Below are 20696 nucleotides of genomic sequence, written 5' to 3' on the forward strand. Positions count from 1 at the left end.
TTCCAAGGCTACAGCCATCATGGTTTTTCTCCTAACCCTTCAGAAGGTAGGGTGGTTATCGCCCCTGTGGGCAATAGGCTATACTGCTGAAGCTGTGGTTTTCTCCGACCGATGGAGCCAACGCCTGACTTTGTTTTGCCGATTCCGGCTGCAGATGCCCCCCTGTCTGAGGAGGAATTTTTCCAACAGGTGCGCCAAGCGTGGCAGGTGTGTGAGCGCTTTGACCTGCAAACGGAGATCTGGCGGGGGCAAATTCTACGGACAGTGCGCGATCGCTATCGCCGTCAAGGAGATGAGCAGGGCATCGGCTTTCGGCAGTGGCTCCAGGAACAGGAGATTAGTAAACGCCGTGCCTATGATTTGATGCAGTTGGCCGATCGCGCCGATGAATTGCTCAAGGAACGCCCCCTACCCCCTGAAGCCATTTCTCGTTTTAGTAAACGCGCCTTTTTGGAAACTGCCGCAGCGGATCCCGAGGTGCAGGCCCTGATTACCCAAGCAGCAGCAGCTGGCGATCGCATTACCCACCGCGAAGTGCGTCAACTGCAAGAGGAATGGACTGCCCTGCACTCTGCTTTTCTACCGCCAGTGGTACGCCAAAAGGCCAGCGATCGCACCCTTGCCCCCCGCTACCTCGCCCCCCTGGTCAAAGAGCTAGAAAAGCTTCCCCCCCAGCAGCAGCAGGAACTCTCCCAAGCCCTCGCTAGCGACCCCAGCGTGGAAACTATTAAGGAAATCACGGCAACAGCTCGCCAACTCAGCCGCTATCTTGAGGCCGCCCCCCAAATTCAAGCCCTCAACGCTCACCCGGTGGACTTGGAACAGGTCCTGATCGAAGCCCAGCGCCTTGAGCAACTACAAACCGTTGTCGATCTCCTGCAGCAGGCAGCGCAACTGGAAAGTACCATTGCTCGGCTTTATACCACCTGGCAGCGCCTCAGCCATCTGAGCGATCGCCTCTACCAAGAAACGGGTGCCAGCACGCCACAATTACAGGCGCTATTAGAGGCCCTAGATTTTCTCTCTGGCGATATTGTGCAAATTGACCTGGCGGGACAAACCGTTAAAGTACATATCTTTTCTGAGGGTGAAACTCGTGGCCCCAATTCTCCCCCTGAATTCTAAGCCAGTGGATCAACGAAGTCCCCATTACTGGTAACGTGGTATGGAAGCCATGTTATGGCTGGCGGAGTAGTTATTGATTTGAGCACGGTTAGCATGAGAGTCCTTGTAATTGGCGGTGATGGCTATTGTGGCTGGGCGACAGCCCTGTACCTTTCGAATCGGGGTCATGATGTTGCAATTTTGGATAGCCTAATTCGGCGGCATTGGGATGCTGAACTTTGTGTGGAAACCCTCACGCCGATCGCCCCCATTCAGCACCGTCTGCAACGCTGGCAGGATCTCACTGGCAAAAGGATTGGCCTTTATATTGGCGATATTTGTAACTATCACTTCCTTGAGCGCGCCATGCTCGAGTTTCAGCCGGAGGCAATTGTCCACTTTGGTGAACAGCGCTCTGCCCCTTACTCCATGATTGATCGTGAACACGCCGTCTTCACCCAAGTCAATAACGTTGTCGGCACCCTCAACCTGCTGTACGCCATCCATACCCACAATCCCGACTGCCATCTTGTCAAACTGGGTACGATGGGTGAATACGGCACCCCCAACATTGACATTGAAGAGGGCTACATCACCATTGAACACAATGGTCGCAAAGATACATTGCCCTATCCCAAGCAGCCCGGTAGCTTCTATCACCTCAGTAAAGTTCACGATAGTCACAATATCCACTTTGCCTGCCGCACCTGGGGCTTGCGAGCCACCGATTTGAACCAAGGGGTGGTTTATGGCGTCCTCACCGAAGAAACGGGCATGGATGAACTGTTGATTAACCGCCTTGACTACGACGGTATCTTTGGCACCGCTCTCAATCGCTTCTGCATTCAAGCTGCCATTGGCCATCCACTGACGGTTTATGGCAAGGGGGGGCAAACTCGCGGTTTCTTAGACATTCGCGATACGGTGCGCTGTATTGAGTTGGCCGTTAACAATCCAGCAGCGCCGGGTGAATTCCGCGTCCTTAACCAATTCACCGAACAATTTAGTGTCGGTGACCTTGCCCACAAGGTCCAAGAAGCGGGTAAAGCCCTTGGCCTCAAGGTGGAAATCCAACACCTCGAAAACCCCCGCGTTGAAAAAGAAGAGCACTACTTCAACGCCAAAAACACCAAGCTGCTGGATTTGGGACTACAGCCCCACTATCTGTCGGATTCCCTCCTTGACTCACTCTTGAACTTTGCCATCAAATACAAAGACCGGGTGGATGTCAACCACATTCTCCCGAAAGTGAAGTGGCGCGCCTAAGCTGTGATGACTCCCTATGCTGTAACGGCGTCTTGGCTGGCTGAGCATTTGGCAGATCCAAGCGTTGTGATTGTGGACTGCCGCTTTGACCTTATGGACACGACGCGGGGGCAACGGGAGTATGCCCAGGGACACCTACCGGGCGCTTATTATCTTGACCTAGAGCAGGATCTCTCTAGCCCCCGGCAAGAACATGGCGGGCGTCATCCTTTGCCCGATCCCGAGAAATTAGCAGTACGGCTCAACCAAATGGGGGTCACTCCAGAAACGCTAGTGGTGGCCTATGATGATTCGCGGTTTGCCTATGCTGCTCGCTGCTGGTGGCTCTTGCGCTGGTTGGGACACGATCGCGTGGCGGTCCTCGATGGTGGCTATCGCACCTATGTAGCAGCGGGCCATGCCATCACGAGCCTTGTGCCACCGCCTCGGCAGGGAAACTTCAAGCCCCAGCCTCATCCTGAGTGGGTAGTGGATCGCGCTGCTGTGATTGCTGCTCAAGGCGACCCCCAAACGGTGATTGTGGATGCCCGCGAACCCCGTCGCTATCGCGGTGAAATTGAACCCATTGATCCGATAGCGGGTCATATTCCCGGAGCGGTGAACTATCCATGGCAGGCCATCGCCAATGAGCAGGGGCGACTCAAATCGGTTGCGGAACTGCAAGCCCACTGGCAGCCCTTGGCTAGGGCTAAGCAAATTATTGTCTATTGTGGATCGGGGGTAACGGCCTGTGTGGATATTTTGGGGCTGGCGATCGCTGGCCTGCATCAAACCAAACTCTATGCAGGCAGTTGGAGCGATTGGTGTTCCTATTTGACGGCACCTAACAACCGTTCGCTATGATAGCCTAAGCCCTCTTCCTCACTTGGCTATGGAACGTCTTCCCGGTAATGCTCCCCCGCCGTCCCATCGAGGTACTACCCAACCGCTCCACCGTCTTGGCCGTGAACTGCAACGCTTTGGCTGGATTGGCTTTTGGATCCAGGTCGTCCTTGGCTTTGTCTCGCTGTTGATTATTATTATTGTTATCTTTAGCCGCCAATTTAATATCAATCGTCTGCAAAACGGCATGAACAGTCCCACCCTGGGCTTAGTGTTGGCGATTATTGGCCTAGTGTTTTTGGGTGTGAGTATTTACTGCTGCTATCGCTATCCGCAACTGGGCCGACGCTTGGATCAACCAGAAAAGCGCCCAACTAAGGAGCACGTGATCCGCAGCTTGAATATTGGTCTTTGGGTAAATATCGCTGGCATGATTTTTACCGTGGCCGCCGCAGAGTGGAATGTGGGGATGTTATTACTCAAGGTGTTGTCCATTCCCCAAGGGGCAGCGGTCTATGCCACTAATGTATTGATTGAGCCGTTGGAGATTTTTGTAATTCAGGCGAAGGTGAACACGATTGCTGCTCAGTTGACGGGTATTATTGTGGCGCTGTGGTTGTTGCGCTGTGTGCGCCGTCCAGTGTGAATGATCTGAGGAGATCCACGAGACTTGTTTAATTCTCAAGCGGCTGTTGCTAGCAAAATTATTGTGGCTTTGGATGTGCCCAATTTGGAGGTAGCGATCGCCACTATCCACAGGCTGCCCCAAGTGCAATTTTGGAAAGTGGGGCTAGAACTCTTTTGCGCCAGTGGGCCGATTATTCTTGATGTCCTCAAGGATCAGGGGAAGCGTATCTTTCTCGATCTAAAGCTTCATGATATTCCCAATACGGTAGCGGCCGCCGCACGAGCGATCGCTCCCTATGGGGTGGACTTTGTAACCATCCACACTGCCACTGGCTTAGTCGGTCTGAAAACTGCTCAGGCAGCTCTCAGGGAAAGCGCCACTCAACTCATTGGTGTCACATTGCTCACCAGCATTGGCGCAGACACCCTGCAGCAGGAACTCCAAATTCCCCTTGATCCGGCTACCTATGTAGAGCGCATGGCTAGTCTTGCCCATCAAGCAGGACTGGCGGGCATTGTCTGCTCACCGCAGGAAGCTGCACGGGTGAAACAACGCTGGGGCGAGGATTTCTTGAGAATTTGTCCGGGGATTCGCCCCCTTGGTAGCGCAACGGGCGATCAAGCGCGATCCCTGACGCCTAATGCTGCCTTTGCTGCCGGTGCCTCTTACCTTGTCATTGGCCGCCCGATTTTACAAGCAGCGGATCCCGCCGCAGCCTTTGATGAAATTTGCTGCAGCCTTGTTTAAGCAATTTACAAAAGCCTGCAAACCAAGATATGATTAGAAGTTGCTGAACTAGGGCGATTAGCACAGTGGTAGCGCACTTCCTTCACACGGAAGGGGTCACTGGTTCGAATCCAGTATCGCCCATTGCTCGTTGCCAGTTACAAGTTATAAGATCAACTTCATTGGACTTCATTAGACGAGTTTAGGACTCTGCCATGGATACCCCAATTCCGCCGATTCAGCTTCCCCCCTGTGGTGACTGCACTGCGGAGGCGGAATGGTTGGAGGCAGCCCTTCTCAATTGGCTCAATACCGAGTATTTACCGGAAGCTGTGAATCTGGTGATTGCCCAGCGGGCAGCTCAAGTGTACCGCCGTCAGCGGCTGGAAGGGGAGCACGATCTTGGGGGCATTCTCTTGGCCTTGGTCACGGAGTTGCAAGAGTTTGATTTTTCCCAAAGCTTCTATAGCGAGTTTGCGGTTGCCAATGCGGTGAGTGATCTCCTCCTGCGGCGACTGGGCATTGAACCCTGCTGTGGAGTGGGCTAAGCTTTGGGTTCCCAGTTGGGTTTGACCACTTGACGACAGCGGGCAATGACAAGGGCATTATCCGGTACATCTTCTGTGACGGTCGAACCCGCCGCTACTGTGACATTGTTACCAAGGGTTACTGGTGCCACTAAAACACTGTTAGCCCCTGTCTTGGTGCCGCTACCAATATGGGTGGGGTGTTTGCGAACACCATCGTAGTTGGCGGTGATTGTTCCTGCCCCGATATTGACGCGATCGCCCAAGGTGGCATCCCCCAGGTAGGACAAATGGGAGGCCTTGGTGTCACTGCCCAACTGCGCTTTTTTTAGCTCCACAAAGTTGCCAATGCGGCAGTGATCGGCAACCACACTTTGCTGGCGGATGTGGGCAAAAGGCCCTACTTGGGTATCCTCGCCAATCTCACTGTCGGTAATCACGGCATAGCGAGCGGTCACCCGTTCGCCAATGACACTATTTTCAATCAAGGTGCCGGGGCCAATAATGCTGCCACTGCCAATACGGGTTTGGCCGCGCAGGTGAGTTTGGGGTTCAATCACCACATCCGGTGCTAGCTCAACGGTATCCTCAATCGTGATACTGGCCGGGTCAATTAGGGTCACCCCCGCCTGCATCCAAGCTTTTTTGATTCGATTTTGGAGCACTTGATAGGCTGTCGCCAACTGCACGCGATCGTTGACGCCCAAAATCTCCTCATAGTCTTCCACGTCCACTGCCATCACGGGACTTAGGGCATTGACGGCATCGGTCAGGTAGTATTCCTGCTGATCATTATTGGACTGGAGATGGGGCAACACAGCAGCAAGTTGGGGCCAATGGAAACAATACACCCCAGCATTAATGCGGCGGTTTTGCTTTTGGGCTGTGGTGCAGTCACGATCCTCAATAATTTGCTTCAGCATATTCTGACTGTCGCAAATCACGCGGCCATAGCCTTGGGGGTTGGGAATTTGTGCCGTTAAAATAGTGGCCGCATTGTTGTGTTTCTGGTGAACTGCGAGCAAGTGTGCCAGTGTTTGACCACGCAATAGGGGCACATCGCCATTGAGCACCAAAAGATGGCCTTCATAGTCCTTGAGGTAGGGCAAAAGCTGCTGCACAGCATGACCTGTTCCCAACTGTTCCCGCTGCTCGACAAATTCCACGTGGGGCTGATCCGCTAAAGCGGCACGGACGGCCTCTCCTCCATAGCCAATGATCACAAACTGCCGTTGCGGTTGCAGAGATTGAACTTGGTGTAAAACCCAGCCCACCAGCGATCGCCCACCTAAGGGGTGGAGAACTTTTGGCAGTGAGGATTTCATCCGTGTGCCTCGTCCTGCCGCTAAGACTGCCACAATGACCATGGATTTGTTGTGCCTCAATGAGCAAAGGGATGGCGAACTGGCACTCCCGGGGGGAAGCCGCCCAGCATCAGCGCCATCCACAATTGGAGTATACCAAGGTTGCGGTAGCCAAAGATAGCAGCCCCACGGGCGAGTCAATGCCCCTAAGATGAATCAAGCGCACCAAAATCCAGTAAGGTTGATGCAGTAGTTGACGAGTCACTCACCGTCCATGACCGCTTCAAAATCAACCAAGCGACCTGTCCCCTTGGCAGCTCAGTTCCTAAAACTGGTGGGAATTATCCTACTCCTCACCTTTTTGGTCGAGTGGGGTATTCTCTTTATTACTCCCCAGTTTAATAACAGCCAGTGGCAACTCACGGTTGTCAACCAATTCATTGACCGCGGCGCCACCCCCTTGATTGGGTTTGTCTTTATCTACACTGGCTTTTGGATTCAAGCGGTCTCTGGGAGTGCTACGCAGCCGGAGCCAGGGGAACCTGCCCTGAAGGATTGGCGATTTTGGGTTTTTGTCCTCTCGAGTTTGCTGGGATTACTGTGCCTGCTGGCGATTCCTCTCTACCTATCCATTACAGGCCAAATTACGGAACAGGCGGTCAACCAAATCAATCAAGAGGCGGCACAGGCAGAAATTCGGCTGGAGCAGGAACAGCAACAAATCAAACAACTGGCCAGTAGCGGTCAATTGCAGCAACTTCTGAAAAGCAATCAACTGCCTCCCGATCAACGGGCGATTCTTGAGCAGTTACAAAAAGACCCCCAAGCCCTCGACAAACAAGCGGGTCAGGCACGGGAGCGCATCCGCAGTCAACAACAGGAAGCGGTCAATCGGGCACAACAGGAAGCTTTTTTGAATCGTTTAAGGGTAGGCATTCGTAGTTTTCTATTGGCAGTGGGCTTTATTACCATTGGTTGGAGTGGTCTGCGCGAGCACCGCTAGGCATTGTTACCATTGCCACCTACCTGAGGAGTGAACTATGGTTTACCTCATCGTGCCTTGGCGCTTTCTGTCGCAGTCGGTGGGTCTTGGCTGCTTGATCAGTTTGCTCCTACAACTGACGGCCGCAGCAGTGGAATTGCGGGTCGCGGTTTTGGATCGGGTGCGTCAAGTAACAATTAGTAGCTCCACCCCAGCGCAATTACGGGATGAGGTGGGTCGGGTCCTGACAGTGGCACCGCAGCAGAGTATTACCGCTGTCCTCACAGGGACTGGCCTACAAGCAGGGGGTGTGCATGGCCGGCAAGTTTTCCTCGAACCTCGAGACAATGGCCTCGTGCGAGTGGGCGATCGCTGGTATCGCGGGCGGTTGCAATTGGTGAGTACCAATGAGGGGATTCTCGCCATCAATCTTGTGGATTTAGAGGCGTATCTGCCCAGTGTAGTGGGTAAGGAAATGTATCCCTCTTGGCCGCTAGAAGCCCTCAAAGCCCAAGCAGTGGCTTCCCGTTCCTTTGTTCTCTTTCGGCGCGATCGCGCCCGCCGTCGGCCGGGCAGCCTTTTTGATGTGGGTGCCACCGTTACTCATCAGGTGTATGGGGGGGTCAGTTCAGAAACCGCCAGTACCCTAGCCGCCGTTGCCGCTACCCGCGGTCAAGTGCTGACCTACAATGGCCGAATTATTGAAGCGCTCTTTCATGCCTCCTCTGGCGGGCACACAGAAAATTCAGAAGACCTTTGGCAAACTGTGATTCCCTACCTGCGGGGTACCCCTGACTTTGACCAAGTCTCCCCCAACTTTCAATGGACGGTTCGTTTTACAGCCGCACAACTGCAGCAACGCCTCCCCGGTATTGGTTCAATTGTTGGCTTTCGCCCCTTACAATTGACCCCCCAAGGGCGAGTCATGTCAGTGCAAGTGGTGGGCACAGCCGGTAGCCGCACAATTTCTGGCAGTGAACTACGGCGCGCGTTGGGACTGCGCAGTACCCTACTGACGATCACACCAGAATATGGCAATGTGGCCAGCCAAAGGGCTCAAGGTGTGCCAGTGGCTTTTACAATTACTGGACGGGGTCACGGCCATGGCCTGGGCATGAGTCAATGGGGGGCCTACGGTATGGCCTTGCAGGGTTACACCTACGACCAAATTTTAGGGCATTATTACCAAGGCGTTACATTGAGTGTATTGGACACAACTGAGCGTTGACGAGCTTTATGTCCCTCGACTATGCTGCCCCTAGCGGTATGGAGTCAAGGTTGTGGTCTTAACACTCTATTTCTTGCGCCACGGGCAAACTAGCTTTAGTCGTGCCAATGCCTACTGTGGAGAACTGGATCCACCCTTGACGGATGCTGGCCTAGCGATGGCTGAAGCGTTTGCCGAGCACTATGCCCAGTTGTCTTGGCAGGCAGTCTTTGTCAGCCCAATGGTGCGAACTCGAGCCACGGCACAGCCCCTGTGCGATCGCCTGGGTCTCCAGATGCAGATCCGCGACGGTCTGCGGGAAATTCACTATGGTCAGTGGGAAGGCCTCTCTCCGGAAGAGGTGAATGCCAAGTTTCACGATGACTATGTGCGCTGGCTGGCGGATCCGGGCTGGAATGCCCCCACAGGGGGTGAGCGGGGGATTGACATCTACTACCGCAGTAATGCCGTCCTCTTAGAAATTGAACGGGAGTATCCCGACGGCAATGTTCTGCTTGTTTCCCACAAAGCCACCATTCGGATTATGCTCTGTGGCCTTCTGGGTATTGATGTGGGACGGTTTCGCGATCGCATTGCTGCCCCAGTGGCCAGTGTCAGTGTTGTGGAGTATACCTCCCGTGGACCACTGCTCCTTGCTCTGGCGGAGCGATCGCACCTGAGTCCAGAACTGCGGCACCTGCCGGGCACCTAACCTATACGGTCATAATATCCTTTTCTTTCTCGGCAAGGAGGGCGTCAATTTTGCCGATGTATTTGTCGGTGAGCTTTTGCACTTTCTCTTGCAAATCCTTGACTTCATCTTCGGTGAGCTCGCCGGCTTTACCCGCCTTTTTGATGTGATCAATAGCATCGCGGCGGATGTTGCGAATCGCTACTTTGCCCCCTTCGGCAATTTTGGCGGCGGTTTTCACCAATTCTTTGCGTCGCTCCGTGGTTAAGGGTGGAATGTTGAGGCGGACGCTAGAGCCATCGTTGTTGGGCGTCAAGCCCAAGTCAGAGAGTTGAATGGCTTTTTCAATGCTGGCCAATGTGGAGCGATCGTAGGGCTGAATCAAAATCGTGGTCGCATCGGGGGTGGAGATATTGGCCAAGGAGCGCAGGGGAGTTTCAGTGCCGTAGTAGTCCACCATCACCCGGTCTAATAACGCCGCGTTGGCGCGACCCGTGCGAATGCTATTGAAGTCATGCTGGGTTGCTTCAACCGATTTTTGCATCCGCTCTTCGACATCAGCTAATTTCACAGGAGCCTCCAACCATCGTACCAATGGGTTCCCCAGTCAAGGCGCGGTAGATGTTACCGGCTGTTTCTAAGCTAAACACAATAATGGGGATATCATTATCTTTACACAGGGCGATCGCTGTACTGTCCATCACTGCCAAGTTATGGGTGAGGGCATGGGTGTAGGTGAGACTACGGTAGCGACGCGCGTTAGGATTTTTGTGGGGATCAGCGTCATAGACGCCATCGACCTTAGTGGCTTTGAAGATCACTTCGGCATCAATTTCGGCAGCGCGCAGGGCCGCGGTTGTGTCCGTGGTAAAAAAGGGATTGCCTGACCCTGCCCCAAAGATCACCACCCTTCCCTTTTCTAGGTGACGAATGGCACGGCGGCGAATATAGGGTTCGGCCACCTCCTGCATGGCGATCGCAGTTTGCACTCGTGTGGGCACATTCATCTGTTCAAGGGCATCCTGAAGGGTCATGGCATTCATAACCGTGGCAATCATACCGATGTAGTCTGCGGTTGCCCGATCCATGCCAGCCGCCGCTCCTTTCATACCACGAAAGATATTGCCACCTCCCACCACAATAGCGGTTTGAACTCCCGCCTGCACCACCTGAGCAATTTCACTGGCAAATGCCTGCACCACTTTTGGATCAATGCCGTAGTTCAGGTCGCCCATGAGGGCTTCACCGCTCAATTTGAGCAATACGCGGCGATATTTAGGATTCATTGCGAGGATTCTTGCACTCCAATACGCTCCCCATCAACGATAGCAGGTTAGACGCGCCCGGTTGGACTCGAACCAACGACCAATCGCTTAGAAGGCGAGTGCTCTATTCCGCTGAGCTACGGGCGCATTTTTCAATATTTTCCCACACGGCATAAGCTGAAGATAATATCTGGCTAGTTAGGACGATGCCGATGGATCTAACTTCTCCTCCTTCTCGTTTGCTTTTGGTCTGCGCTGACAACCACCTGTCGCAACGCATGGGGCAAGACCTTCAGGCGGCGGGTTACGATCCAGTGATTGCGACAACAGAAAAAGAATGTCACTTGGCCTGTGCTGAATGGCAGCCTGCCTTGATTATCATGGATCGCTATTTGGGGCGGCTCAACAGTATGGAGTTGTGCCAGCAGCTGCGTCAGCAGGGGATCAGTCTGCCGATTCTACTAATGCTGGAGAGCGATCGCCTCGAAGATCGGGTCGCTGTCCTGGAGTCAGGGGCTGATGATTATCTATTGCTGCCCTACAGTCCCAAGTCTTTTCTCCAGATGATTCAGCTCTACCTGAAGCCACCGGTAACTCAAAGTGAGGTGTTGCGATTTGATAATTTGACCCTCGATTTGTTGACGCGGCGAGCAGAGCGCAATGGGCGGATCATCGACCTTACCATGAAGGAATATGAACTGCTGAAGTTTCTCATGGAGCACCCCCGCGAAGTCCTCACCCGTGAGCAAATTTTAGAAAACGTCTGGGGCTATGACTTTTTGGGTGAATCCAACGTCATTGAAGTCTATATTCGTTACCTGCGGTTGAAGATTGAACCCGATGGTGAAAAACGGTTGATTCACACAGTGCGAGGAGTGGGCTATGTTCTCCGTGAAGCCTAAGTTACGCTGGCTGGTTCTGGCATTGGTGACCTTGGGGTTTCTGCTAGGGTGTCAAAACCGGAGCCAAGGGGATCCGGCAACCCCGCCTCCAATGGTTCGCGCCGTTCCGCAATATCTACCCATTACGGCGAAGGCGCGCATTCACGATACCTGGATTCAATTGGAAGTGGCGCGCACGCCAGCCCAGCAGCAGTTGGGCTTGATGTTTCGTCCCCAATTGCCGGGCGATCGCGGGATGCTGTTTCCAATGTCTCCGCCCCAAGTGGCCAGCTTCTGGATGAAAAATTGCCTGATCCCCCTCGACTTAATTTTTCTCCGGCACGGCAAAGTGGTGGCGATCGCCCCCCAAGCCCCCCCTTGCCCAACCCTCCCTTGCCCCACCTATGAGTCTGGGGTTCCAGTGGATGCGGTTTTAGAACTGGCGGGTGGCCGCGCTGCTGAATTGGGACTCAAGGTCAATGATCCTGTAGAGATACAGTACTTGGAGCCTTGACTGGCGGTCAGGGTTAATTAGCGTCTGAAATATTATTCCAATATTATTCCAAAGTGCTTTGACTAAATTTTTTGCTGTAGCTTATGCCAATAGTAAATGATCTTAGTAATCATAAATTTTTGTAATAGAATTTGTGAATAACATAATTTAACCAGAAATATAAATTAAGTACCAAAAGCCTGTCAGGATTTACTTCACATTTTTGACCTCATCCACAATTGAGGTTCTTAGTTGCTTATTTAACTATATGATAATATAAAAACTACAATTAGCTATAGTCATCGCCAGGGAGGAACCCATGCCGGAGTCGGAGGTTGAAGAGTCATCTCCTTTGCCCCTTAATCTTTGGGAAATGACCGCTGTATTTCTCAAGTTGGGGAGTATTGGCTTTGGCGGTGGAATCGCCATGATTGCCCTCATGGAACATGAGTTTGTCAAGCGACGGCGGCTCTTGGCCATTGATGAATTCCTACACGGAGTTGCCCTCAGCCAAATCCTAGGATCGTTTCCGGTAAATACAGCGCTCTTTGTTGGCTATCGTCTCCATGGATTTTGGGGAGGTCTGTTGGGCAGTCTCGCCTTTTTGCTGCCGTCCGTTGTGGCGGTGATTTTACTATCTTGGCTCTATTTCGGGTTTCATAAGATTCCCTCATTGCAAAGTGCCCTTGCGGGACTAACGCCAGTGGTCATTGGCATTATCTTGGCAGCGGTCTGGTCAATGGGGCAAAAGTCCGTGCGCTCGACGGTAACGATCGCGATCGCCATTGCGGCCTGTCTCGGTAGTTTGACCCGCATCAATCCCTTGCTCATCCTTGGCAGTGGCGGCATCATTGGTCTCATTCTCCAACTTAGCCCACCCACAAAAACCACGAAACTCCAAACTTCCCAAAAATCAGCCCTCGTTGGCTTACCCCTGGCCATCCAAACCCTACCCCACCAAGCTGCCCAAATGGCCACTGCCTCTTCTCAACCCGTTCAGTGGCTAACTCTAGTGTTGACCTTCCTGAAGGTGGGGATTGTTTTCTTTGGTGGTGGCTTTGTCCTAATCCCCGTGCTGAAACAACTCTTGATCGATCAGTTGCATTGGCTGACGCAGCAGGAATTTATTGATGGTGTGGCTATTAGTCAATTGACACCGGGACCGATCGCGGTCATTGCCACCTTTGCCGGATTCCGTGTCGCTGGTATTAGTGGTGCCCTTTTGGCAACCGTGGCCTTATTTTTGCCATCCCTACTATTGATGTTTGCTCTCGCCCACTACTATCAAGTGGTGAAGCATCTCCAACGGGTGAAGCAATTTTTGGCGGGAGTGAATCCTGCAGTGGTGGGTATGGTGTTGTCAGCAGCGATTAACCTTGCTCCTGCAATTGTCCATCCCCAGCCCATCAGTCTCATTCTGAATAGTTTGCTCTTAGTCTTTTCCCTTGTGGCGATTACGCGCCTCAAATGGCATCCAGCAATCGCCCTCGCTGTGGGAGCAACAGTTGGATTACTCGGCGGCCAGTGGTTAACCGGCACCGCCTAGCGAGGAAAACTCAAGCTTGCCCTCGAGTTTTCGAGGGGTCTGAGACTTTAGTGTCAAACTTTCCTTAAGACGAGATTGAGCACGATGTTCAATAATTTTTTGATACATTTTCCATTGCTTTTTTCACTTGCTCCTTCACTTGTAAGCCACTGTTGGGTGCCGGCTGCGGAGCCTTGATTAATTGAATAGCTTGATTTTGCTGTAGAAGCTGCTGAAAGAGTGTCTTGGTTTTTAAGATGGATTCGCTTTGAGGTGGCATAGTATTGGTGGCGGCCAAATAGAAGCCTGAAGGGATAACAGGGCAAAAAGGGATTGCACAATCGGCGCAGCACTGGGGGTGAAAAGCACACAGGTGCTTTGAGAACTCGGCCAGCACGGTGATTAATTGTCGCTTGATCTTGGGGAGAATCCTCAGAGGCAAGTTCAGTTGCTGTTAACTGAACACGCTGAGTATTGATCATTGTGAGTATTGATCACTGTATTTTAGGAGGCGCTGACGGTGTGGCGATCGCCTGTCCCCGCAGGGCTGACTGCACTAAAGGTCAACTCACTACCCACCAAATCCACCAAAATCGTATCGCCAGGGGTAAAGACCTCCTCAAGAAGCTTCACGGCCAGAGGGTTCTCCAATTCCCGTTGAATGGCGCGCTTGAGAGGACGTGCCCCATAGACTGGATCAAAGCCCACCGCCACTAAATGATCGAGCGCTGCTGGGGTGAGGTGCAGGTGAAGTTTTTGATCCGCAAGGAGTTTTTCCACCCGTCGCAGTTGAATTTGGGCAATCTGAGCCAGTTCCGTCCGCCCTAGCCCGTGGAAGAGAATCACGTCATCAATGCGGTTGAGAAATTCGGGGCGAAAATACTTTTGGGCACTTTGGAGCACCCGTTGCCGCATTTCCTCATAGCGGCTGTCATCCACTGCCAAATCTAAGATATGCTCGCTGCCCAGGTTACTGGTCATAATGATCACAGTGTTGCGGAAGTCCACCGTCCGCCCTTGGGAATCAGTAATGCGGCCATCATCCAGCACCTGCAAGAGCACATTAAAAACCTCGGGATGGGCTTTTTCCACCTCGTCAAACAGAACCACGGCATAGGGACGACGGCGGATAGCTTCGGTGAGTTGACCGCCACTGTCAAAGCCAACATATCCCGGCGGTGCGCCAATCATGCGGGAGACGGCATGTTTTTCCATGTACTCCGACATATCAATGCGCACCAAGGCATTTTCATCATCAAAGAGGGCTTCGGCAAGGGCACGGGCCAGTTCCGTTTTGCCAACGCCTGTGGGTCCCATAAAGAGGAATGAACCAATGGGACGGGCAGGGTCTTTCATGCCAGCTCGGGCGCGGCGGATGGCAGCGGCCACGGCGGCCACGGCATCGGTTTGACCAATCACCCGCTGATGGAGGACTTGTTCCAGCTGCAGGAGTTTTTGGCGTTCTGAGGCCATGAGTTTTTGCAGGGGAATTCCCGTCCACTTGGCAACAATTTCGGCAATGTCAGCTTCGGTGACTTGATCGCGCAAAAAGGTGCCACCTGCGGCTTGAAGTTCCAAAAGTTGTGCTTCGGTGGCCTCCAGTTCCCGTTGGAGGGTTTCTAAACGACCATATTTGAGTTGCGCGGCTTTGTTGAGGTTGTAGTCCCGCTCTGCTTGCTCAATTTGCAACTTCACTTGGTCTTCTTCTTCCTTGAGGCTGTTGATGCGCTCCAGCAGTTCTTTTTCTGCTTGCCAGCGGGCTTGCATGGCCTGTTGTCGCGGCTGCAGTTGGGCAATTTCCGCTTCGATGCGCTGCAGGCGATCGCGAGTGGCCTGTAGTGGTGCTTGGCTGAGGGGCAGGCTCTCCTCCTGTTTGAGGGACAGTCTTTCCATTTCCAGTTGCCGCAGGCGCCGCTCAAGGGCTTCCAGTTCAGCGGGCTTGGTGGTGATTTCCATTTTTAGCTTGGCGGCTGCCTCATCCACGAGGTCAATGGCCTTATCGGGGAGGTAGCGATCGCTAATATACCGATCCGAAAGCATGGCCGCGGCCACCAATGCCGAATCGGTAATTTTAACGTTGTGGTGAATTTCGTAGCGATCCTTGAGGCCGCGCAAAATTGAGATCGTATCCTCAACACTGGGCTGGCCAATATACACCTGCTGAAAGCGGCGTTCTAAGGCAGCATCTTTCTCAATGTATTTGCGATATTCATCTAGGGTGGTGGCGCCAATGCAGCGCAGCTCTCCCCGCGCCAACATCGGTTTAAGTAGGTTGCTGGCATCCATCGACGAGTTTTGATTGGCACCAGCGCCAACAACTGTGTGCAGTTCATCAATAAAAAGAACAATTTGACCTTCGGAATGGGTGACTTCGTGAAGAACAGCCTTGAGGCGATCTTCAAAGTCACCGCGAAACTTGGCACCCGCCACCAGACTCCCCAGGTCGAGGGAAATCAAGCGCCGATTTTTTAGGGATTCTGGCACATCGCCGTTGATAATCCGCTGGGCAAGACCTTCAGCAATGGCGGTTTTACCAACACCCGGTTCACCAATGAGAACGGGATTATTTTTCGTGCGGCGGGAGAGAACTTGAATAACGCGGCGAATTTCTTCATCGCGGCCAATGACGGGATCCAGTTTGCCTTGGCGGGCAGCTTCGGTGAGATCACGACCGTACTTTTCAAGGGCAGCGTATTTATTTTCGGGGTTTTGATCTAAAACTTTTTGGGCACCGCGAATGGCTTTGACGGTGGCAGCCAACTGCTCGCGATCGCAATTTAGGGCCCGGAAAAGACGTTGACCAATGCGGCGATCGCCCACAAAAGCCAGTAAAAGATGCTCAATGGAAATGAATTGATCCTCTTCCTCTTGGCGGAGGCGATTGGCCTCATCAAGGAGCGCATCCAAACTGCGACCACAGTAGAGTTCGCTGCCTGCGGGAACGCGCGGCTGTTGCTTAGCAAAATCCATCAGCCGCTTGAGCACCCATTCGGTGTCAATATCCGCCCGCTCAAGAATCAGTTGACCCAGTCCCTCTTCCCGCAGTAGGGCAATCATGACGTGCTCTGTTTCCAGGTATTGGCTGCGATATTCCCGTGCCACATCCTGGGACTGAACAATGGCTTCCCATGCCTTATCAGTAAACTTTGTTGGATCCGTTGGTTGCATAGTGATAATTGCGGGCAAAACCCCACCGACTGTGAATGCATTATGCCATCATCTCCAGTGTAATCAACAGGCCACCACCCCACCCACAGGATGATTTACAGAGGTGGCAAATAGAGAAACGCCCGCAGGAGATTAGCCAGTTTTTTCTTGCTGCTATAGTCACCGCTGTAGTACGGTTGCAGGGGGACTGTGTCGCCAGAGGTCATCTGGACCACGACGCGATAGAGGCGATCGCCGTCAGAATCCTTATGGATATCAATGGCAATGTCCCTAATTTCGCGCAAGAGCAATTCCTTGTGAGTTCGGCAGAAAAATTTGCATGGAGAATTGTCAAGGTACCACTGCCCCGATCTCAATCCAGCGTTAAAACACCGGTGCAGGAAATTAGACTCATCCCTACAAACCCTACAAAAAAGAACACCCCTGCCATGATCCCTACTATCTAGCGATCGTCCGCACGCGCTGAAAGTTCGGTTTGATTGGGATCCCCTAAGAATTGGTTAATTTGCTGTACTATGGCGGCGCGATCGCTCGGCTGTGAGATAGCACTACCCAATACGGTTGACTTGCCCGCCACATCAAGAACAATCAAGAACAATGCGGTATATGCGATCGCTGTCACTGTCAATATCCTCCTCCAACTTTGCCTGTCGTAGGAGGGGAAGCGGAATATTCACTCGCTCTTAGATTACAAAATACGTTGTTGTGACACTACATCCATAGGGCAGGATTTGGCGTTGACGGTGAAGTTGTCCAACTGGGAAGAGGCTCAATGTTAGCATAGATACAAGACAAAAATCCCGCCTATAAACCAATTCCCCAAAGATCTCTGCCGCAAGTGCAGGGAATTGTCCGTTTGCGCCAGTATTTTCACGCCTAATCCTCCTGAGAATGTAAAAATAATCCCACGCTTGTGGCTAACTGCTGAAAATTGGGTTCAATTCGTTGTCCTAAATACTCTTCAACTACCCGAGCAATCATACTTGCTAAAAAGAAGGGGACACCGGTAATGCGTTTTGGATCAATCCTGAGATGGCCACGGCTCGTGATGATCGTTGAGTAACCATTGGCAATAAATTGATTTTCCCCCTGACAGTCAACGGCCTCCGTAAAGGCATGGGGGACAATGCGCCAGCGGGTGAGATAGTGGCGATTGTCCCAATAGCTATAGTCCGTCCATGAGAGCATTGCTTCACTCAAGAATGCCCGTGCCGCCGCTGGAATGTCACCGCCACCATGCCAAACCAAAACCATTTCTAGGCCTTGGGGCTGTTCGTGGCGCGCCTGTACTTCAATTGCTCGCACATTGGGCATCCAGTTCACCAGTTCTGGCAGGCGATCGCGATAGGTGCGATAGACAGCGTCACGGGGAAAGGGTAGCTCTACTTGGGAAGAAATTTCCATGACCTTATCCCCACTGTGGAGACTGCCGCGCAATCACAACCACGTAATCCCCCACCTGCAACTCATAGTTCATCGGTGGATTAATATACGTTTGGCGACGCCCCTCAACGCGACGTTCCACAGCTATCAGGAGAGCATCGTCCTGCTCCTTAAGGTGTCGTTGCGCATACCAAAAGGTTTTGCCTGCCAGCGTTGACGGCAAAGGCAGCCGATAAAATTGGTTCCCCACCTGTACCGTCAGCAGCTCCGCAAAGACGTCCATCGCCCCTTGATTGCGCACTGCATTGCCAATGAGGTGACCTGTCATTTCATCAGCTACAACCACATCCTCCACCCCTGCCGCTTGAAGTTGGACATTGTTATTGCGATCCAAAAGCTGAGCACAGGTGTAGATCGTTGGATTGAGCTTTTCCATGGTCAGCGCAGCAAGAACAGTGCGGGCATCGCGGTCTTGATCACTGCGGGGCTGGCTGGTATCCGCCAAGAGAATGGCACGGGAGGCATGGTAAATCTGCACCTTCTCTAAAACGTCAATGCGGGTATAGTCTCCCGAATAAAAGTAGAGGCGATTTTGATCCGCTGTCCGCAATTCATTCACAGGCAGCTGTGCCAGTTCAGCAATAACGACAATCGGCGCATAGCGGGTTTGGGGATCGGTTTGTAACTCCTCCAGCACAAGGGGGGCACTGCGATTCCAGCCACAAAGAATAATGTGGTTGCGCAACTCATCCAAGTCAAGGTTCTTAATGCTCATGACCGACTGCAACCGCTGCACCATGAAGGCAGACACCACCCCTGTAAACACGGCAAACAAGGTCAGCCCCGACAAAACCACGACTAGGGTAACGATCCGCCCGGCATGGGTTTGAGGATAGGCACCAATGGGTTCGGCAGACACTAAAGAAAAGAAGCTGTACCACAGGGCATCCCCAAGGGTCTTGATGTTTGGGTTTGAGGTTCCTTCGATAATATAAAAAGCCAGCCCCCCAAAGAGCATGATCAACACAATGATTAACAGTGCTGAAATTTGGGCACTGTAGAGACCAGAAATCTGGGGGGCAATGTAGTGGAAGTTGCGGTTCATCAGAATTGAGGCACGGGGCAGACGCAGCAGTGGCAGCAAACGAAACAGTGTCCACTGGGGCGGCGTGGGGAGAATCGCAACTAGATCAAGCCAGTAGTGGCGGAAAAATCGTTGCTTTTTGCGGGCGATCGCAAATCGTAGGAATAACTCAACAACAAAGCACAGCCGCAGGGGTAAATCCGACAGCATCACAAAAAAATTAGGGTACCCGGGCTGTATCCAGAAGAGATCAATAACCACCAAAAGTACCCATATTAAAATCAAAACCAGCAGGCTAATTTCTACCTGTGGAGAGTGCAAAAATAGATCAAGCTGCTGTCTCAGCCGGCTTTGTCCCATAGGTGCAGCAAAAAGAGAGCATTAGATTTGAATTGGCGCGATCGCCGGCTACTAATGAGCGAATAGTGAACCTAAGTGGGAATCAGTTCTCCTGGACGCAGTTTTGCCCACCGTCCCTGTTCTTCGACGAAACTCGCACAGCTGACCACATCCCACTCCAATTGAATTTCTTCCCCTTGGGTGCGGATATTCACATTGATTGTTGGCTCAATCGGGTCAAAGTCTGGCGTCAGGGTCAAATGGGGCTGCTGGTGCTGCGCTTCAACCGCATGATAAGTGGTGCAGCGATCCACCAGGGCGCAGTTAACACAAATACACATGGCGAATTCTCCCAATGCCACATGTTCCTACTGTAGCGCATCCCCTAGGGTCGCCAAGGAAACTGCCGAAAGTTGGGGGGCGTTTTTCCAAAAAGGCGGTCTTGCCCTCGGCACTCTCTTGGGTGAGGTAGTACAGCAGCGTTGCGTTCCCCGCTAACTCCTGGAGGCCGGCCTGGCCATCACAATCAGCATTAAAGGCCGCCTTGAGGCAGCGAATGGCCAAGGGACTTTTACTGAGGATTTCCTGTGCCCAGCGGATTCCCTCTGCCTCTAGCTCCTCAACAGGGACAACGGCATTCACCAAGCCCATCGCCAGCGCCTCCTGAGCGGTGTATTGCCGACAGAGAAACCAAATTTCCCGCGCTTTTTTCTGACCCACAATGCGGGCTAGGTAACTAGCTCCAAAACCACCATCAAAGCTCCCCACCTTTGGCCCCGTTTGGCCAAAAATGGCATTGTCCGCCGCAATGGTGAGGTCACAGACCAGGTGGAGCACATGGCCACCACCAATGGCATAGCCGGCCACAAGGGCAATCACGACCTTGGGTAGGGAGCGAATTTGCCGTTGCAGATCCAGCACATTCAGCCGCGCCACCCCCTGCTCGTCGAGGTAACCTGCCTCAGCGCGAATGCTTTGGTCACCACCTGCACAAAACGCATACTTACCATCCGCGTGGGGGCCTGCCCCCGTGAGCAAGACAACCCCAATGGTGGGATCATTGCGAGCATCCTCAAAGGCCTGACTCATTTCAACAATGGTTTGAGGGCGAAAGGCATTGCGCTTGTGGGGGCGATTAATCGTAATTTTGGCAATGCCCGTCGTTTTGTGGTAAAGGATGTCAGTGTAGTTGTGAACCTGCTGCCAGTGGACGCTGTCCATAAAGTATCATCGCCGAGGTGAACCCCCATTGTACCCTGAGGATTCCCAGGTTGAGAGGGGAATAACATCGCCTAAACAAC

22 protein-coding genes, 2 tRNA genes and 1 pseudogene are annotated in these 20696 nt (G+C 52.7%); 13 read left to right on the forward strand and 12 right to left on the reverse strand.

Annotated features, from left to right (window positions below; genetic code table 11):
• The first annotated feature begins 111 nt into the window (after window positions 1-111).
• The 7 genes from NK55_RS09140 (at window position 112) to NK55_RS09170 (ending at window position 5094) form a co-directional block, all read left to right on the forward strand.
• Window positions 112-1125 (forward strand): hypothetical protein, encoded by a 1014-nt coding sequence (locus NK55_RS09140; protein ID WP_024125450.1) that lies wholly within the window; start codon window positions 112-114, stop codon window positions 1123-1125.
• A gap of 93 nt (window positions 1126-1218) precedes the next feature.
• On the forward strand, window positions 1219-2370 hold the full coding sequence (locus NK55_RS09145) for an NAD-dependent epimerase/dehydratase family protein (protein ID WP_041429804.1): 1152 nt from the start codon (window positions 1219-1221) through the stop codon (window positions 2368-2370).
• A gap of 6 nt (window positions 2371-2376) precedes the next feature.
• A complete protein-coding gene (locus NK55_RS09150; protein WP_041429206.1) occupies window positions 2377-3213 on the forward strand; it encodes a sulfurtransferase in 837 nt (278 codons plus the stop codon).
• 28 nt (window positions 3214-3241) lie between these two features.
• Window positions 3242-3838, forward strand: a complete 597-nt coding sequence (locus tag NK55_RS09155; protein ID WP_024125453.1) for a DUF3611 family protein — start codon at window positions 3242-3244, stop codon at window positions 3836-3838.
• A gap of 24 nt (window positions 3839-3862) precedes the next feature.
• Window positions 3863-4567, forward strand: coding sequence for an orotidine-5'-phosphate decarboxylase (gene pyrF / locus NK55_RS09160; RefSeq protein ID WP_024125454.1), 705 nt, complete (start codon window positions 3863-3865; stop codon window positions 4565-4567).
• Window positions 4568-4618: 51 nt separating this feature from the next.
• A tRNA-Val gene (locus NK55_RS09165) sits at window positions 4619-4690 on the forward strand.
• A 71-nt stretch (window positions 4691-4761) separates the two neighbouring features.
• Window positions 4762-5094, forward strand: a complete 333-nt coding sequence (locus tag NK55_RS09170; protein ID WP_024125455.1) for a hypothetical protein — start codon at window positions 4762-4764, stop codon at window positions 5092-5094.
• On the opposite strand, the gene glmU is transcribed toward NK55_RS09170, so the two are convergent.
• Window positions 5091-6440, reverse strand: coding sequence for a bifunctional UDP-N-acetylglucosamine diphosphorylase/glucosamine-1-phosphate N-acetyltransferase GlmU (gene glmU / locus NK55_RS09175; protein WP_024125456.1), 1350 nt, complete (start codon window positions 6438-6440; stop codon window positions 5091-5093). The two genes, NK55_RS09170 and glmU, sit on opposite strands and share 4 nt — an antisense overlap.
• Window positions 6441-6651: 211 nt before the next feature.
• Here glmU and NK55_RS09180 point away from each other — a divergent pair, with 211 nt between their 5' ends.
• Genes NK55_RS09180 through NK55_RS09190 form a run of 3 tightly spaced genes read left to right on the forward strand, consistent with a single transcriptional unit; the run spans window position 6652 to window position 9278 of the window.
• Window positions 6652-7380 (forward strand): HpsJ family protein, encoded by a 729-nt coding sequence (locus NK55_RS09180; protein ID WP_024125457.1) that lies wholly within the window; start codon window positions 6652-6654, stop codon window positions 7378-7380.
• A 37-nt stretch (window positions 7381-7417) separates the two neighbouring features.
• On the forward strand, window positions 7418-8587 hold the full coding sequence (locus tag NK55_RS09185) for a SpoIID/LytB domain-containing protein (RefSeq protein WP_024125458.1): 1170 nt from the start codon (window positions 7418-7420) through the stop codon (window positions 8585-8587).
• 52 nt (window positions 8588-8639) lie between these two features.
• Complete coding sequence (locus NK55_RS09190; RefSeq protein WP_024125459.1) at window positions 8640-9278, forward strand: histidine phosphatase family protein; 639 nt, start codon at window positions 8640-8642, stop codon at window positions 9276-9278.
• Window position 9279: 1 nt separating this feature from the next.
• Here NK55_RS09190 and frr read toward each other — a convergent pair whose 3' ends face one another.
• From frr to NK55_RS09205, 3 genes are all read right to left on the reverse strand, one after another.
• Window positions 9280-9828 carry a ribosome recycling factor gene (gene frr / locus NK55_RS09195; RefSeq protein WP_024125460.1) on the reverse strand — a complete coding sequence of 183 codons (549 nt, stop codon included), beginning with the start codon at window positions 9826-9828 and terminating at the stop codon, window positions 9280-9282.
• Entirely contained in the window at window positions 9815-10543 is a 729-nt protein-coding gene (gene pyrH, locus NK55_RS09200) for a UMP kinase (protein WP_024125461.1), read from the reverse strand. Before pyrH ends, frr begins: the two co-directional genes overlap by 14 nt.
• 52 nt (window positions 10544-10595) lie before the next feature.
• Window positions 10596-10669, reverse strand: a tRNA-Arg gene (locus NK55_RS09205).
• A 65-nt stretch (window positions 10670-10734) separates the two neighbouring features.
• On the opposite strand from NK55_RS09205, the gene nblR reads away from it, so the two are divergent.
• The 3 genes from nblR to chrA all read left to right on the forward strand — a co-directional run bounded on the left by nblR (window position 10735) and on the right by chrA (window position 13442).
• Window positions 10735-11424, forward strand: coding sequence for a response regulator transcription factor NblR (gene nblR, locus NK55_RS09210; RefSeq protein ID WP_024125462.1), 690 nt, complete (start codon window positions 10735-10737; stop codon window positions 11422-11424).
• Entirely contained in the window at window positions 11405-11917 is a 513-nt protein-coding gene (locus NK55_RS09215; RefSeq protein ID WP_024125463.1) for a DUF192 domain-containing protein, read from the forward strand. The genes nblR and NK55_RS09215 overlap by 20 nt, the downstream gene beginning before the upstream one ends.
• Window positions 11918-12215: 298 nt before the next feature.
• On the forward strand, window positions 12216-13442 hold the full coding sequence (gene chrA / locus NK55_RS09220) for a chromate efflux transporter (protein ID WP_024125464.1): 1227 nt from the start codon (window positions 12216-12218) through the stop codon (window positions 13440-13442).
• 53 nt (window positions 13443-13495) lie between these two features.
• On the opposite strand, the gene NK55_RS09225 is transcribed toward chrA, so the two are convergent.
• From NK55_RS09225 to menB, 8 genes and pseudogenes are all read right to left on the reverse strand, one after another.
• Window positions 13496-13903, reverse strand: coding sequence for a hypothetical protein (locus NK55_RS09225; protein WP_225871748.1), 408 nt, complete (start codon window positions 13901-13903; stop codon window positions 13496-13498).
• 22 nt (window positions 13904-13925) lie between these two features.
• On the reverse strand, window positions 13926-16589 hold the full coding sequence (gene clpB / locus NK55_RS09230; RefSeq protein ID WP_024125465.1) for an ATP-dependent chaperone ClpB: 2664 nt from the start codon (window positions 16587-16589) through the stop codon (window positions 13926-13928).
• Between the two features lie 95 nt (window positions 16590-16684).
• Window positions 16685-16873, reverse strand: coding sequence for a hypothetical protein (locus NK55_RS13560; RefSeq protein WP_162147184.1), 189 nt, complete (start codon window positions 16871-16873; stop codon window positions 16685-16687).
• 158 nt (window positions 16874-17031) lie between these two features.
• Window positions 17032-17211 carry a hypothetical protein gene (locus NK55_RS13565; RefSeq protein WP_162147185.1) on the reverse strand — a complete coding sequence of 60 codons (180 nt, stop codon included), beginning with the start codon at window positions 17209-17211 and terminating at the stop codon, window positions 17032-17034.
• 254 nt (window positions 17212-17465) lie between these two features.
• The gene (locus NK55_RS09240; RefSeq protein WP_024125466.1) at window positions 17466-17993 is read right to left on the reverse strand and encodes a hypothetical protein; all 528 of its coding nucleotides are present in this window, start codon (window positions 17991-17993) and stop codon (window positions 17466-17468) included.
• A 4-nt stretch (window positions 17994-17997) separates the two neighbouring features.
• Window positions 17998-19317, reverse strand: a complete 1320-nt coding sequence (locus NK55_RS09245; protein ID WP_225871749.1) for a TrkA-related ion transporter — start codon at window positions 19315-19317, stop codon at window positions 17998-18000.
• Window positions 19318-19487: 170 nt separating this feature from the next.
• Window positions 19488-19736 carry a Ycf34 family protein gene (locus NK55_RS09250; RefSeq protein ID WP_024125468.1) on the reverse strand — a complete coding sequence of 83 codons (249 nt, stop codon included), beginning with the start codon at window positions 19734-19736 and terminating at the stop codon, window positions 19488-19490.
• Between the two features lie 44 nt (window positions 19737-19780).
• Window positions 19781-20616 (reverse strand): annotated as a pseudogene (menB, locus tag NK55_RS09255) (1,4-dihydroxy-2-naphthoyl-CoA synthase).
• Window positions 20617-20696: the final 80 nt, after the last annotated feature.

This window comes from Thermosynechococcus sp. NK55a (assembly GCF_000505665.1).
In the GTDB taxonomy this organism is placed as follows: domain Bacteria; phylum Cyanobacteriota; class Cyanobacteriia; order Thermosynechococcales; family Thermosynechococcaceae; genus Thermosynechococcus.